General features: G+C 73.5%; 12 protein-coding genes. 10 read left to right on the top strand and 2 right to left on the bottom strand.

Annotated elements, in window-relative coordinates; genetic code table 11:
* Positions 1-11 precede the first annotated feature (11 nt).
* Positions 12-2,588, bottom strand: a complete 2,577-nt coding sequence (locus GVV75_RS07155) for an AAA family ATPase (protein WP_159814117.1) — start codon at positions 2,586-2,588, stop codon at positions 12-14.
* Positions 2,589-2,960: 372 nt separating this feature from the next.
* Here GVV75_RS07155 and GVV75_RS07150 point away from each other — a divergent pair, with 372 nt between their 5' ends.
* The gene (locus tag GVV75_RS07150; RefSeq protein ID WP_159814115.1) at positions 2,961-3,875 is read left to right on the top strand and encodes a PAC2 family protein; all 915 of its coding nucleotides are present in this window, start codon (positions 2,961-2,963) and stop codon (positions 3,873-3,875) included.
* 28 nt (positions 3,876-3,903) lie between these two features.
* Here the strand turns inward: GVV75_RS07150 and GVV75_RS07145 are convergent, their stop codons facing one another.
* On the bottom strand, positions 3,904-4,677 hold the full coding sequence (locus GVV75_RS07145) for a spermidine synthase (protein WP_201288733.1): 774 nt from the start codon (positions 4,675-4,677) through the stop codon (positions 3,904-3,906).
* Between the two features lie 170 nt (positions 4,678-4,847).
* On the opposite strand from GVV75_RS07145, the gene dinB reads away from it, so the two are divergent.
* The 9 genes from dinB to mraY all read left to right on the top strand — a co-directional run bounded on the left by dinB (position 4,848) and on the right by mraY (position 15,515).
* On the top strand, positions 4,848-6,074 hold the full coding sequence (gene dinB, locus GVV75_RS07140; RefSeq protein ID WP_159814111.1) for a DNA polymerase IV: 1,227 nt from the start codon (positions 4,848-4,850) through the stop codon (positions 6,072-6,074).
* A gap of 166 nt (positions 6,075-6,240) precedes the next feature.
* Entirely contained in the window at positions 6,241-6,633 is a 393-nt protein-coding gene (locus GVV75_RS07135; RefSeq protein ID WP_159524364.1) for a DUF3040 domain-containing protein, read from the top strand.
* Positions 6,634-7,025: 392 nt separating this feature from the next.
* Complete coding sequence (mraZ, locus tag GVV75_RS07130) at positions 7,026-7,457, top strand: division/cell wall cluster transcriptional repressor MraZ (RefSeq protein WP_017176957.1); 432 nt, start codon at positions 7,026-7,028, stop codon at positions 7,455-7,457.
* Positions 7,458-7,636: 179 nt separating this feature from the next.
* Entirely contained in the window at positions 7,637-8,719 is a 1,083-nt protein-coding gene (gene rsmH, locus GVV75_RS07125) for a 16S rRNA (cytosine(1402)-N(4))-methyltransferase RsmH (protein WP_159524363.1), read from the top strand.
* Positions 8,716-9,222, top strand: coding sequence for a hypothetical protein (locus GVV75_RS07120; protein WP_159524362.1), 507 nt, complete (start codon positions 8,716-8,718; stop codon positions 9,220-9,222). The genes rsmH and GVV75_RS07120 overlap by 4 nt, the downstream gene beginning before the upstream one ends.
* A 6-nt stretch (positions 9,223-9,228) precedes the next feature.
* A complete protein-coding gene (locus GVV75_RS07115; protein ID WP_159524361.1) occupies positions 9,229-11,055 on the top strand; it encodes a peptidoglycan D,D-transpeptidase FtsI family protein in 1,827 nt (608 codons plus the stop codon).
* A gap of 214 nt (positions 11,056-11,269) precedes the next feature.
* Positions 11,270-12,877 carry a UDP-N-acetylmuramoyl-L-alanyl-D-glutamate--2,6-diaminopimelate ligase gene (locus tag GVV75_RS07110; protein WP_159524360.1) on the top strand — a complete coding sequence of 536 codons (1,608 nt, stop codon included), beginning with the start codon at positions 11,270-11,272 and terminating at the stop codon, positions 12,875-12,877.
* Positions 12,862-14,376, top strand: coding sequence for a UDP-N-acetylmuramoyl-tripeptide--D-alanyl-D-alanine ligase (locus GVV75_RS07105; RefSeq protein WP_159814108.1), 1,515 nt, complete (start codon positions 12,862-12,864; stop codon positions 14,374-14,376). The genes GVV75_RS07110 and GVV75_RS07105 overlap by 16 nt, the downstream gene beginning before the upstream one ends.
* On the top strand, positions 14,373-15,515 hold the full coding sequence (gene mraY, locus GVV75_RS07100) for a phospho-N-acetylmuramoyl-pentapeptide-transferase (protein ID WP_159524358.1): 1,143 nt from the start codon (positions 14,373-14,375) through the stop codon (positions 15,513-15,515). The genes GVV75_RS07105 and mraY overlap by 4 nt, the downstream gene beginning before the upstream one ends.
* Positions 15,516-15,526: the final 11 nt, after the last annotated feature.

Here is a 15,526-nt window from a genome sequence, read left to right as displayed (position 1 = left end):
GCAACCGTAACCTACGGTGCCGTAAGCCCGCTCGGCAGTGGCTCGGAGGAGACCACGCGCAGGCGCCGGGTCGGGCGGGTCATGGCCACGTACAGGTCGCCCGGACTCGTCCGGCCGATCCGGCCCGGCTCCACGAGCACGACGACGTCGAACTCCAGGCCCTTGGACATCACCGGGCCCATGACCGCCAGGCGCGAGCGCAGCACGTCCCCGCCCGGCGCCTCCATCGCGGCGGCCAGCGCGGCATCGGCCGCCAGGCGCGCGGCCCAGAGCTCGGGATCGGGCGCGATGACGGCGATCCGGCCCCCCTCGGGGCCCACCGCCTCATCGAGCGCCGCCATCTCCTCGCGCACCGCCGTCAGGACCGCCCCCTCGAGAGCGGCGCTCCCGGCGCCCTCCGCCCGGCCCACGTGATCCACCCGCAGGCAGTCCGGCAAATCGCGCACCGAGGACACGGGGTAGACCGGTGGCTGCCCCAGCGAGGCCGCCGTCGCGTCCGCGGCCTCCATGACCGTGGCCGGGGTGCGGTAGCACACGGTGAGGACCTCCTCGCGCAGCGGCGTCGAGCCCTCCCGCGGGACGCGCCGCCCCCGGCCTCCGCGCCGCCCGCGCTGGTGATGACCTCCCCGGGGGCTCCTCCCGCCATCCGCCGACGGGCTCGTGCCCAGCGCCCGCAGGGCCTGCCCCCAGCTCGACGGTGCCGTCGGCCCCGAGTACTGCGCCAGGTCGCCCACCACTGTGAAGGAGCGCACCGGGCAGCGCCGCGCCAGCGCGCGCCAGGCCATCGCCCCCAGCTCCTGCGCCTCGTCGACGACGACGTGCCCGTACGTCCAGCCCCGATCCGCCCGGGCGCGCTCGGCGAGGGTGAGGGAGGGGCCGTGGTCGGCGACGCGGTCGGCCAGCATCTCAGCCGTCACGATCCCGCCGCCCAGCTCCTGGGACTCGATCGCCTCGGCGGCGTAGGCCACCAGCTCCTCGCGGCGGCGCGCCTCCAGACGGGCCCGCTGCGCCTGGGCATCGTCGCTGGGGCCCAGCAACTCGGCGAGCTCGTCGATGAGCGGGATGTCCGCGGGCGTCAGCTCGGAACCGGGCGAGCGGCGCAGGGCCTGGCGCTCGGCGCCAGTGAGCTCGGGGGCCAGGCGCTCCAGCAGGGCCGGGCGCGCCCACAGGCGCTCCAGGAGGCCCTGCGGCGTTGTCGGCATCCAGCACAGGTTGATCTCCCGGCGGGCGTCGCGCGAGGTGCGGATGTCCTCGCGGATCCACGCGCGCGTCTCGGGGTCCGAGGCGTCCTGGCGGGTCGCGGCGGCGAACTGGTCCGTCAGGCGCTCCAGCAGCCACAGCACGAAGGGCTCGCGGGCCAGGTTGTGCGGCTTGCCGCCGCGCCGCGCCCGTGACATCGCCTCTCGCACGTCGTCGGGCCTCAGTTCCAGCGCCGTTCCCTCCACCACGATCGGCCGCGGCCCGTCCGGCACGCGCTGGAGGGCCTTGACCGCCCGGGCCAGCACCCGGGCCCACACGGCCCGCCCCTTGATCTCCGCGGTGACGGCGCTCTCGGTGCCGCGCGCCCGGATCCCGGGCACCAGGTCTCCGATGGTGGTGGAGACCACGCCCGTCTCTCCCAGCGAGGGCAGCACCTGCTCCACATAGCGCAGGAAGGTCCGCGAGGGGCCCACCAGCAGCACCCCGGAGCGCTCCAGGCGCTCGCGCTCGGCGTAGAAGAGGTAGGCCACTCGGTGCAGCGCCACCGCCGTCTTGCCCGTGCCCGGCCCGCCCTGGACCACGAGCACCCCCGTGCCCGGAGCCGTGACGATCCGGTCCTGCTCGGCCTGGATCGTCGCGACGATATCCCCCATGCGGCCATCGCGGGCCGCCGACATCGCCGCCAGGAGCGCCCCCTCGCCCTGGAGCCCCTCCGCGGACAGGCCCGCCGACCGCCCGCCGACGGCCCGAGCGCCGTCGAGGGCCGAGACATCGATGAGTTCGTCCTCCACCCCCAGGACACGCCGGGCGCGCGTATCGATGTGCCGGCGCCGCACCAGCCCCATCGGATCCGAGGCGGTCGCCTGGTAGAAGGCCCTGGCCAAGGGTGCCCGCCAGTCCAGGACCACCTCGCGGCGGGCGGTGTCGTGCAGTCCGATCCTGCCCACGTAGTGCCGCGCGGGCCCGCCGACGGCGCCAGCCGTGCCCGCCCCATCCCCCGGGGCCGGGCCGCCCGCGCCCTCGGCATCCCCGCCGCTCCCACCCTCCTCGGGGGCGACAGGGTCGCCGGCGCGCATGTCCATCCGCCCGAAGACCAGGCGCTCCTCGACGCCCTCCAGGGTGGAGATCAGGCCTGAGTAATGAACGGCGTAGGCGTCGCGCTCGCCCCGGGACTGATGGGTGCCGCTCGCGCCGCGCGCCTCGGTGCGGATCAGGGCAGACCTGGCCTCGGCGAGCCGGCGGTCGAGCTCTCCGTAGGCGGTGTCCACCACCCGCTGCTCGACAGCGATCTCGCGCTCACGGGCCGCCTCCTGCGGGCCCTGGTCGGCGGGGAGCGCCGCGGGGGCAGGATCTGGCGAAACCTGGGGGGACCGGCTCGACGTGCTCACGGGGCCTCACTGGGATCAATGACGGATATGACGGGCCGCGGGGCGGCCCAGCGCGCTTCCGGGCGGGCCCGGGCGCGCTGCGGTGGTTCGTGGACCTCCGATGCGCCCGCAGCACAGGGGCGTCCATTATTCTCCTCGTAGGGGCGCCGTGGTGCGGCCCGGGCGACGCCCACCGCGAACACGCCCGTCATCCGTGCGGCGCTCCCGGGAACGGGCCGGGCGCGAGCGGCGCGGGAACACTCCGGGGCTCCAGCGCGTTGGCTCTTGAGGCGCCCCTCGCCTGGAGCGATGCGGCGCTCCCCTCCTGCCCTCCCAGGGCAGCCGGGCAAGCATCATCACAAATGTGACGACGATCACGAGAGGAGACCAGGGATGATCCAACCGCCGCTCTACACCTTCGCCAACCTGACGCGCCCCATCGCCCCGCGCGTCCTCCTCCACCACTTCGACGGCGCCATGGACGCGGGTCACGCCGGGGCGCTGGCGGTCGAGCAGTTGCTCCTCGCCCTCCCGCACGAGCGCTTGGCCACCTTCGACGTCGACGGGATCATCGACTACCGGGCCCGCCGGCCCGTCGCGCGCTTCGAGTCCCGCCAGTTCACCAACGTGGAGATGCCCAGCCTCGTCCTGGACCTCCTCACCGACGACGACGGCGTCCAGCTCCTGCTCCTCCATGGCGCCGAGCCGGACTACCGCTGGCAGGAGATCGCCGGCGCCATCACCCACCTGGCCGTCTCGCTGGGTGCCGGCCAGGCCATCAGCATCTACGGGCTGCCCCTGGCCGTGCCCCACACTCGCCCCACTTTCATCCACCAGCATGGAAGCCGCCTCGATCTGCTGCCCGAGCAGCCTGATTTCTTCGGCACCGTCGAGATCCCCAGCACCTTCGCCACCTACATGGAGGTCCGGTTGGGCCAGGCTGGGCTCGACTCCCGCGGGCTGGCCGCGGGCATCCCGCACTACGTCGCCCGTGACGACTACCCGGCCGGCGCCTCAGCGCTGCTGGCCGCGGTCGCCGATGCCGCCGGGCTCGCCCTGCCCCTGGGTGACCTCGAGGCCGCCGCCAGCCTCAACAGGCTCGAGATCGACGCCGAGGCCTCCCAGCAGCCCGAGGTCACCGCGATCGTCAACGCCCTGGAGGCGCAGTACGACGCCCTGGCCCCGAGCAAGGACGCCGATGGCGTCGGCGAACTCGCCTCCCTGCTCGACCTGCCCAGCGCCGATGAGATCGGCGCGCGCCTTGAGGCCTTCCTTGAGACGAAGGACCCCGGTCACAACCAGTCCTGATCCCGGGGCGGGGGAGCCGGGGGTCGGCTCAGCGCCCGCGAGGCGCCAGGGCGTCCGCGCCCCACGTGCGCACCGGCAGTGGCAGCCGTCGCACCGCCCGCTCGACCGCCTCCTCCTCAGCCGGTCCGAAGGGCTCGCGGCGCGCCACGATCACCACATTGCCCTGGCGCTTGCCGCGGGCCACTGCCGGATCGGCCACCACGAGGACCCCGCCGAAGAGGCGGGAGGCCGCCTCCAGCTCACCATGGGCCTGCTCGCGCGGCATCGCCGGTGAGTTCGCCAGGAGCAGCCCGCCATCGGCCAGCGCCTCGCGGCAGCCCCTCAGGAAGGCCTCGTCTCGGCAGGACGCGGGCACCTGCCCGGCGGCGAACACGTCGCGCACGATGACATCCCACTCGCCGGCGCGCAGCCCGGGCACCACTCGCGCCGCGTCGCCCACGCGGATCCGCAGCCGTGGCGAGCGCGGGAGGTCGAACCACTCCCGCACGCTTCCCGCCAGGATCTCGTCGATCTCCACTGCCGTCTGCGTCGAGCCCGGCCGGGTGACGTCCCAGGCGCGCGCCAGCGCGCAGCCCGCCCCGCCCAGGTGCAGGGCGTGGACCGGCGCGCCGGGCCCGCGCGCCGCGCCCACCGGCCCGGTCCCGGTCAGCGCGTTGAGCACGGCCTCCATCTGCTGCTGGTACTCGAAGTCCAGATGCGCCGGATCGCGCAGGTCGATCCACGACGACTCCGTCCCGTCGAGGAGGAGGAGCACGCCTGACTCGCGCACCTGCAACTCCGCCACGGCTAAGGACGTGGGCACCGGTCCCACCGGGAGGGATGCCAGTGAGCGCGCGGGGGAGCGCGCCGCGCGCCGTCGATCGCCGCTCCGGGCCTGCTTGCGTGTCACAGGAGCACGCTAGCCTGAGGCCGTCACGAGCACGATCGGATCAGCGGGGCGCCGCGCGGGGCGCCGGCGGGGGAGGAGGGCCCATGAGCAGAGCCCCGCGCGCCGCCGACGCCCGCCGCGACTGGGGTGACGACGACTCCGCCACCCCCATCCTCCACGTCGACATGGACGCCTTCTTCGCCTCCGTCGAGCTCCTCGACCATCCTGAGCTCGTCGGCCGCCCCGTCATCGTTGGCGGCACTGGGGGGCGCGGGGTCGTCTGCGCCGCCACCTATGAGGCCCGTGCCCACGGGGTGGCCTCCGCCATGTCCATGGCCGAGGCCAAGCGCCGCTGCCCGCGGGCCGTCGTCCTTCCCGTGCGCCACCGCCACTACAGCCAGGTCTCCCGGGCCGTCATGGGCATCCTGGGAGAGGTCACCCCGGTGCTGGAGAAGGTCAGCATCGATGAGGCCTTCCTCGATGTCTCCGGATCCCGGCGCCGCATGGGGGGACCCGCCGCTATCGGCCGCTGGATCCGCCGCGAGATCCGCGACCGCCTGGGACTGCCGGCCTCCGTGGGCATCGCGTCGACCAAGCTCGTCGCCAAGCTCGCCTCCTCCCACGCCAAGCCCGATGGGCTCCTCCTCATCCCCGCCACCGCCACCCAGGACTTCCTGGACCTCCTGCCGGTGGGCGCCATGTGGGGAGTGGGCGCCAAGAGCGAGGCCGCCCTGGCCCGCTGGGGCATCACCGACGTGCGCGCGCTGGCCGCCACGGACACCCGCGCCCTGGCCCGCATCCTCGGCCCCTCCGCCGCCCACCACCTGTCCGCCCTGGCCCACGGGATCGACCCCCGCCCCGTCTCCCCCTCCCGTGAGGAGAAGTCCGTGGGCACGGAGTCCACCTTCTTCGACCTCCTGCGCGACCGCGATCACGCCCGCCGCGTCCTGCTCGACCAGTGCCACCAATGCGCGGCGCGCCTGAGGGCGGGGGATCTGCGGGCCCGCGTCGTCGTCCTCAAGGCCCGCGGTGCCGACTTCACCACGGTGACCCGCTCACGGACCTTGGCCGAGCCCACGGACCTGGCCCGCGATGTATGGCAGACCATCGAATCCCTCTTCGAGGCCCTGCCCACCCCGCCGGGCGGGTACCGTCTCCTCGGCGTGCGCTGCGAGGGCCTGAGCCGTGGCGATGACGGCGTCCAGCTCCTCCTCGACGACGACCCCCGCCGGGGGGCGCCCGAGCGCGCGGCGGACGAGGTCAGGCGCAGATGGGGAGCGGGAGCCGTGGCCCCGGCCAGTCTTCTCCGCTCTCCGGTTAGCGGTCGGTGAACCCGAGCAAGTAGACTCGATGGCGAATCCCTGGGCTCGGCATATCTGCATGGGCGACCGACTCGGGGCTTCAGGCCGGGCTCCGAGAGCCGGTCCCGGCCCTGCCCCGCTCCCATCACCCCAGGGCGGCGAGGCTCAAGCGGTGAACAGGAAGCGAGGGACTGGCATGTCGCTCTCCGAGCGTGAGCAGCGGGTGCTGCGAGACCTCGAGCGCCAGCTCCATGAGGAGGATCCCGACCTCGCGGAGACCATCCAGCATCCCGAGCGCCACCTCGCGCGCGTCTCCCCGAGGAAAGTCGGGCTGGGGATCGCCCTGGTGCTCGTCGGGTTGGTCGTGGTCATCTCCGGTGTCGTCCTGGGGCACGGCAACGGGCTGGTTTCCATCCTCGTCGGCGTGACCGGCTTCGGCCTGGCGGTCGCCGGTGTCGCGCTCATCGTCCGCCGCCCCCCGACGCTCAACGATGCCCGTGGCGGGGCTGCCAAGGCCCGCGCCGGGCGCTCCACCTTCATGGAGCGCCAGTCCGAGCGCTGGGAGCGCCGCCGGTACGACGAGCGCTGAGCCCCTCCTGATCAGGGCTCCCCACAACCTCCCTCCTTCGCCTCAGCCTCGGGGCCCGGCGCCACTCCCTGCGCCCCCGGCATCTCCCACAGGCCTCCTCCACTTCCCTCCACGGGAGCCCCCACGCCCCGCCCCGACGCCGTCGGGACCCCCGGATCGGCCCTCCTCCCGCCCCCATTACCGCCCGCCGGGCCCGTCACCACCCCTGGTGACGGGCCCGGCGCCGTCATGTCCCCCCACTTCCCTCCACCGCGTGAAACCGCGGAATTTCGCGGTTCTTCCGTCGAAAGTTGGTGGATATCCATCACAAGTGGATGTAGAGGTGGTTGGAAAGGGAGGAAAGTGGAGTAGGGTGGAGTCCACTGGATCGCCGAGGGGGAGGAGTGGACCCGATGTTCCTGGGCACCCACGCGCCCCGCCTCGACGACAAGGGCCGCCTCATCCTCCCGGCCAAGTTCCGCGAGGAGCTGGCCGGCGGGATCGTCCTGACCCGGGGCCAGGAGCACTGCCTCTACGCCTTCACCACCGCGGAGTTCGAGCGCATGTACGCCCAGCTCCGCGAGGCGCCCCTGGCGCAGAAGCAGGCGCGCGACTACGTCCGCGTCATGCTCTCCGGCGCCGACTCCCAGATCCCCGACAAGCAGGGCCGCATCACCCTGCCCGCTCCGCTGCGCGCCTACGCCGGCCTGGATCGCGACCTGGCCGTCATCGGCGCCGGGTCGCGCGTCGAGATCTGGGACGCCACCGCCTGGGAGAACTACCTGAGCGCCCAGGAGCAGGTCTTCGCCGACACCGCCGAGGAGATCATCCCCGGCTTCTTCTAACCGATCGGCCCAGCCGGATCGCCCCGTGAGGTCTCCGCCCGCCGCCGAGTCCGACGCCTCTTCCCCGGCGCCGGAACCTGCGGGAGGAGTCCTGGCAGGACGATCCGCGACCGACTCGGCCCGGCGCCGAAGGCGCCCCCCCCACCAGCACCGCAGCACGACAGGAAGGAGGAGCGCCGATGAGCGCTATCAGCGCCCCCGCGGGTTCCGCGGCCCAGCGACACACCCCGGTGCTCCTCGCCCGCTGCCTCGACCTCATGGCCCCCGCCATCGAGGGGGCCGCCGCTCGCGGCGCCACCCCCGTCCTCATCGACTGCACGCTCGGCATGGGCGGGCACAGCGAGGGAGCCTTGGAGCGCTTCGAGACCCTGCGCGTCATTGGCATCGACCGCGACCCCCAGGCCATCGCCCTGGCCAGCGAGCGCCTCGCCCCCTTCGGCGAGCGCTTCACAGCCGTGCGGGCCACCTACGACGCCGTCGAAGACGTGGCGCGCGAGCGAGCCGTGACCAACGAGGGGGGCGTGGGAGTCGTCGACGCCGTCCTCATGGACCTCGGGGTCTCCTCCCTCCAACTCGACGACGCCGAGCGCGGCTTCTCCTATGCCCGCCCCGCCCCGTTGGACATGCGCATGGACCAGGGCGCCGGCCCCACCGCCGCGCAGATCCTCGCCACCGCCGACGCCGCCGAGCTCACCCGCATCCTGCGCGTCTACGGCGAGGAGCGCTTCGCCCCCCGCATCGCCCAGGCGATCGTCGCCCGGCGGGACGGCGGCGCGCCGCTGACGCGCACTGACGAGCTCGCCGAACTGGTGCGCGACGCGATCCCCGCCGCCGCCCGGCGCAGCGGCGGGCACCCCGCCAAGCGCGCCTTCCAGGCGCTGCGGATCGCGGTCAATGCCGAGCTCGACGTCCTCGAGCGCGCCGTGCCCCGGGCCCTGAACTCCCTGAGGGTGGGCGGGCGCCTCATCGTCGAGTCCTACCAGAGCCTGGAGGACCGGATCGTCAAGCAGGCGATCACCGCCGGCTCCACCAGCAGGGCCCCCCAGGGCCTTCCCATCATCCCCGAGGAGGACCGCCCCTACCTGGAGCCCCTCACCCGGGGCGCCGAGCGGGCCGATGAGGCCGAGCTCGACGCCAACCCCCGCAGCGCCCCCGTGCGCCTGCGGGCGGCCACCCGAACCCGCCCCACCTCCCTTGCACCGGCCCCTGAACCGGCACACCGCCGCAGAGCACCGACAGATCGAGGAAGGAGGAGCCGATGAGCGCCGCGATCGCCGCCACGGCCCGCCCCACCAGCCCCACCAAGAGGACCTGGGAGGGCGGCGCGCGCCCCCGGCCCCAGCGCGGGGCGCGGGAGGCCCCGCTGCCCCAGCGCCAGTTGCGCGTGGTGCGCGGCATCGCGCCCGGCCGCTCCGCCATCCCCTTCATGCTGCTCATCGCTGCGATCCTCATCGGCGCCCTGGCGATCACGATGGTGCTCAACGCCAAGATGGCCGCCACCGCCTACGAGCTCCAGAAGGCCTCCACCGAGCTCGACGTCGTCCAGGACCACGTGGAGACCGTGCGCGGCCAGGTGAACGACGCCGCCGCGCCCGACGCCCTGGCCAAGCGCGCCGCCGAACTCGGCATGGTGCCCGCGGCCGCCCCCGGCGTGGTCGACCTGCGCAATGGCACCGTCACCGGAGGCAGCGCCGCCGGAGCCCCCGGCGCGGGTGGCGCACCCAGCGCCGGTGGCGCTGCTGGTGCTGGCACGAGTGGGCAGTGACCGCCGATGAACCCGAGCCGACGTCGTGCCCTGCAGCTCCTCGGCCTCACCGGCTTCTCCGCTCTGGCGGGCAGGACCGCCTGGCTCCAGGTGGTTCAGGGCCCGGGCCTCGCGGACAAGGCCCGCGCCGAGCGCACCCTGACGTGGACCAACGTCGCCCTGCGGGGCAACATCTGTGGACGTGATGGCACCATCCTGGCAACCTCCTCGGTGAGCTTCGACATCGGTGTCAACCAGCGGATGGTCGCCCAGTGGGAGGACAAGGTCGAGCAGGACAACCCCACCACCGGCCTGCCCGAGACCGTTGTCGTCGGGCACGGGCCTGCCGCCGCGGCCGACAAGCTCGCCCCCATCCTCGGGGTCGACGCGGCCGAGCTCGGGGCCAAGATGGTGGGGGATTCCACCTACGCCGTCATCGCCGAGGCGGTCCCCCCGGACACCTGGCGCCAGATCAAGGCCCTGGGCATCCGCGGCGTCGAGCCGGACCAGCGGGTGCGCCGCACGTACCCGGCGGGCTATGTCGCGGGCAACGTCGTCGGCCTGACCGCCGAGGGCGAGGGGCGCGTCCTCGAGGGCACGGCGGGCATTGAGAGCACGCAGGACGACTGGCTCAGAGGCGTCAACGGCTCGGGGTCCATGGAGGTGGGCCGCACGGGCGCGCAGATCCCCTCGGGGAGGGTGACCGAGACCGCCTCGACCCCCGGGGCCACCGTCACCCTCACCCTCGACCCCGATCTCCAGGTCCTCGCCCAGCAGGCCATCGACAAGGTCGTCACCGCCCAGGGCGCCGAATGGGGCTGCTGCGTCGTCATGGAGCCGTCCACCGGCAAGGTCCTCGTCATGGCGGATAGCCGCGCCGTCGACCCCGGCGACCCCACCGCCTCCGCCGGGCGCGACCTCGGGGCCCGCTGCGTCGAGGCCGTCTTTGAGCCCGGCAGCGTTGGCAAGGTCGTCACCTTCGCCGCCGCCCTGGAGGAGGGCGCCGTCACGCCCGAGGAGACCTGGACCGTCCCCTACTCCTGGACCTCCGCCAACGGCCAGACCTTCATCGACTCCCACCCCCACGGCGTCGAGCGGCTCACGACGGCCCAGGTCCTCGCCGAGTCCTCGAACGTCGGCACCGTCCAGATCGGGGAGAGGGTCGCCGACGACGTCCGCCACGCCTACATGGAGCGCTTCGGCTGGGGCGCCCGCAGCGGCATTGAACTGCCGGGGGAGTCCGCCGGGCTGCTCACGCCCCCCTCGAAGTGGGACGACCGCACCCGCTACACCACCATGTTCGGCCAGGGCATCGCCGGGACCGCGCTCCAGTCCGCGCAGGTCCTGGCCACCGTCGCCAACAACGGCGTGCGCGTGGCGCCCCGGGTCATCGACTCGTGGACCGCCGCGGACGGCACCGTCACGCGGCAGGCCCAGCCCGAGGGCGTGCGCGTCATGTCCGAGGCCACCGCCAAGACGCTCACCGACATGCTCGTCGGCGTCACCCAGGAGGGGGGCACCGCCGAGGAGGCCTCGATCGACGGCTACCTCGTGGCCGGGAAGACCGGCACCACGGAGATCATCTCCGAGGACGCGACCGTGGCGTCCTTCGTCGGCTTCACCCCCGCCCACGACCCGGCCATTGCCGCCGCCGTCATCGTCAACAAGCCCTCGGGCATCTTCGGCGGCGTCGTCGCCGCCCCCGTCTTCCGGACCATCGCCCTGGCCACGCTCCACAAGCTCGGCATCGCCCCGGACCCCTCGGTCATGGCGACGTCCAAGGCCCACAAGGACGCCCAGGCCGCCCCCGTGGACCGGCACGGGGCGAGCGCACCCTCGGGGCGGGGCGAGTGATGGCGCGGGCTCTGACCACCCCGGCCGGGCCCGAGCAGGGGCTCATGGGGCCCACCGCCGGGCGCGCCGCGCCGCGGGCCTTCACGCGCCCTCCCGGTCCGGGGGAGATGCTGCTCACGCCCCTCAAGCGCCCCATGAGGCAACGCGGGGATCACAGAACCAGGCCGCCTCTCCTGATCTGCGCACGCCGCCGGTCGCGATAGATTGTGGGACTATGAGCAACCACGCGTACGAGTCGGCGGCGGCCCTGCGCCCGCGCCGAAACGCTCCCATCGCTCTGAGCGAGCTCGCCCAGCGATTCTCCCTGAGCCCCGCCACCCCCGCCGATGCCCAGGGCATCAGCGCCCCCGCCCCCCTGACCGTCTCCGGGGCCTCCGTGGACTCCGGTGACATCGCCCCCGGAGAGCTCTTCGTCGCCCTGCCCGGCTTCCGCGCCCATGGCGCCGACTACGCCGCCCAGGCCGTCGAGGCCGGCGCCGTCGCCGTCGTCACCGATGAGGCGGGGGCGAGCATCGTGCGCGAGTCCTGCCCCGGGACCCCCGTGCTCCTCAGCGCCGACCCGCGCGCCATCGTGGGCCCCCTGGCTGCGGAGGTCTACCACCACCCCTCCCGCTCGCTGGTCACCACGGCCGTCACCGGCACGAACGGTAAGACCACCACTTCCTACTTCCTCGACGCCATGCTCACCGCCCACCTCGGCGGCTGCATGATGGCCGGCACGGTGGAGCTGCGCGCGGGCGGCCTGTCCGTGGAGTCGCCCCGCACCACCGTCGAGGCGCCCGTCCTGCAGCGCATGATGGCGCTGAGCGTCGAGCAGGGCGTGGGCGCCGCCTCCCTGGAGGCCTCCAGCCACGCCATCGTCCTGCACCGCCTCGACGGCACCCGGATCGATGTCGCCGGCTTCACCAACCTTCAGCGCGACCACCTCGACTTCCACCACACGATGGAGGAGTATCTCGACGCCAAGGCCCAGCTCTTCACCCCCGAGCGGGCCGGGCGCGCCGTCGTCTGCGTCGACGACTCCTGGGGGGCCGCGCTCGCCGAGCGCATCTCCCGGGCCGGCGGGCTCCCCCTGGACCGCGTGCGGGCCTACGGGGGCGACGCCCCCGCCGACTGGTGGGTCACCGACGCGGCCGTGTCCCTGACGGACTCGGCCACCACCTTCACCCTTCACGGACCCGACGGCGTGGAGATCGCCGCCAGTTGCCCCCTTCCCGGGCTCGTCAACGTCCAGAACGCTGCTCTGGCGCTCGTCATGGCGATCCGCGCCGGCGTGCCCGCCGAGGTCGCCGCCCGGGCGCTGGCCACCGCGCACAACATCCCGGGCCGCATGCAGCGCATCAGCCAGCGCGACGGCACTCGGGGCCTGGCCATCGTGGATTTCGCCCACACCCCCGACGCCATGGAGCTAGCGCTCGCCGCCGTCCGCCCCATCACCCCCGGGCGCCTCATCGTCGTCTTCGGCTCCGACGGCGACCGCGACCAGGGCAAGCGCCCCATGCTCGGCGAGGTCGCCGCGCGCCTGGCGGATGTTCTCGTCATCACCGACGAGAACCCCCGCAGCGAGGACCCCCAACTGATCCGCGACGCGATCCTGGACGGCGTGCGCTCGGTGCGCCCAGACCTGGCCGACGTCGAGGAGATCACCACCTGGCGCGGCGACGCCGTGCGCCGCGGGGTCGAGCTCTGCGGCCCCGAGGACACCGTCATCGTCACCGGTAAGGGCCACGAGCCCTTCCTTGAGGCGGCCGGCGAGTTCATCCGCTACAACGACGCCCCCGTCATGCGCGAGGCCGTTGAGGCGAAATGGGGTGCCGCGTGATCGCCCGCGCGATAGACGAGCTCTCCTCCTGGGCCCAGGGCCGCCTCATCCCCCCCGCCCCGCCAGCGGCTCCGGTGACCCGAGTCGTCACCGACTCCCGCCGGGCCGGGCCGGGCTCGCTCTTCGTGGCCATCAAGGGCGAGCGCGCGGACGGCCATGACTACCTCGCCGCCGTCGCCCGCGCCGGTGCCGCGGCCGCTCTGGTCAGCGATGAGACCGCGGCTCGCGCCGCCCTCGCCGAGGCCGGCCGGACCGATGGGCTCGGCGCCGCGATGGCGCTCATCGTCGTGGAGGACACCGTGGCCGCCCTCGGGCGCATCGCCCGAGGGCACCTCGCGGACCTGCGCCAGCGCGCGGGGGATCGGGGTCTGGCCGTCGTCGCGATGACCGGCTCGGTGGGTAAGACCACCACCAAGGACCTCACCCGCCAGCTCCTGGCCGCCCAGGGGCCCACGATCGCGCCGGTCGCCTCGTTCAACAACGAGATCGGTCTGCCCCTGACCGTTCTCGAGGCGGACGAGTCCACCCGCTACCTCGTCCTTGAGATGGGCGCCTCCGGACCGGATGACATCGCGGACCTGGTGGGGATCGCCCCACTGGACGCCGCCGCCGTCCTCATGATCGGCCACGCCCACATGGGCGGCTTCGGCTCCATCGAGGGCGTCGCCACTGCTAAGAGCTATATCGTGCGCGGCCTGCTTCCCCACGGCACCGCCATCCTCAACCTCGACGACGAGCGGGCCGCCGCCATGGGCGCCCTCGCGCCGGCCGGTGTCCTCACGTTCTCCGCCAGCGGTGACGAGCGCGCGGACCTGCGCGCCACCGCCGTGGAGCTCGACGAGGCCGCCCACGCCGTCGCCGAGATCCACCTGCCCGGCGCCGCCCCCCGCCGCGTGCGCCTGGGACTACCCGGCGCCCACAACGTCGCCAATGCCCTGGCGGCCCTCGGGCTGGCCCTCGCCGCGGGCGCGGGCGCGGATGACCTCCTGGATGCCATCGCCTCCGCGGGGCTGGAGAGCCCCCACCGCATGGCGGTCAGCGATCTGCCCGGAGGCGGCCGGCTCATTGACGATTCCTACAACGCCAACATCGACTCGATGACTGCCTCGCTCGCCTCCCTGCCCGCGCTGGCCGGGGACCGCCGCCGTGTCGTCGTCATCTCGGAGATGCTCGAGCTCGGAGAGAGTTCCGCCGCCGATCACGCCACCGTAGGGGCGCTCGCCGCTGACGCCGGCGCCTCCCTCCTGGTGGCCATCGGCGCGGGCGCGGCGCCCGCGGCCGAGGCCGCCCGCCAGCGCGGCGTGGAGGTCGTTGAGACCCCCGACGCCGACGGCGCCATCGCCCGCATCCCCTCGCTCCTCGCCCCCGGGGACGCGATCCTGGTCAAGGGCTCGCACGGATCGGGCGCCTGGCGCGTGGCCGACCACCTGGCCGCCGGCGGCCCGACGGCCGCCGGCCACGAAGCGACTGATGGACGTGATGGAAAGGACGCCCGATGACCGCCATCCTCGTCTCCTCCGCCGTCTCCCTGCTCGTCGCCCTCCTGGGCACGCCCGCCCTCATCAGGTTCCTGGAGCGGCGCCACTACGGCCAGTTCATCCGGGACGACGGCCCCGAGGGGCACTTCATCAAGCGCGGCACCCCCACGATGGGGGGCCTCGTCATCATCATCGCCCTCGTCCTGGGCTACGCTGCGGCCAACCTCGTCGAGCTCCGCATGCCCAGGGCCAGCGGCATCCTCCTGCTCTTCCTCATCGTCGGGCTGGGGCTCATCGGCTTCCTCGACGACTTCGAGAAGATCTCCCGGCAGAGGTCCCTGGGCCTGACCCCCTGGCAGAAGATGCTCGGCCAAGCGGTCATTGGGATCGCCTTCTCCGTGGCCGGCCTCCTCTTCGCCGATCGCAACGGCCTGACCCCCGCCTCCACCCGCATCTCCTTCGCCCGCGACTCCCTCATCGACATGGCCTTCCTGCGCGGCGAGGGCGGCTCCTTCAGCCTCGGCGGCGCCACCGGCCTGACCCTGGTGGGGGCGGCCGTCGCCCTCGTGCTGTTCGTCCTGTGGTCGAACTTCCTCATCACCGCCTGGTCCAACGCCGTCAACCTCACCGACGGCCTCGACGGCCTCGCGGCGGGCGCCTCCGCGATGATCTTCGGTGCCTACACGCTCGTGAGCGTCTGGCTGTCCAACCAGTCCTGCGTCTACGGGCACCCGGACATCGTGGTCAACACCTGCTACCAGGTACGGGACCCCCGCGACCTCGCCATGATCGCCGCGGCCCTCATGGGCGCCTGCTTCGGGTTCCTGTGGTGGAACGCCTCCCCGGCCAAGATCTTCATGGGGGACACCGGATCACTCGCCCTGGGCGGGGCGGTCGCCGGGCTGTCCATCCTGTCGCGCACCGAGTTCCTCGCTGTCATCCTGGGCGGGCTGTTCCTGGCCGAGGTCATCTCCGTGATCCTCCAGGTCGTCTCCTTCAAGTCCACGGGCAGGCGCGTCTTCCGCATGGCGCCCCTGCACCACCACTTCGAGCTCGGCGGCTGGACCGAGGTCAACGTCGTCATCCGCTTCTGGATCATCGCGGGCCTGTGCGTCGTGGCGGGCCTGGGCCTGTTCTACGCGGAGTTCCTCGTCTCCTGATCTCTCTCACC

Source organism: Actinomyces sp. zg328, assembly GCF_009829635.1.
GTDB lineage: Bacteria > Actinomycetota > Actinomycetes > Actinomycetales > Actinomycetaceae > Actinomyces > Actinomyces marmotae.
This window is presented reverse-complemented; position numbering and strand designations above follow the sequence as displayed.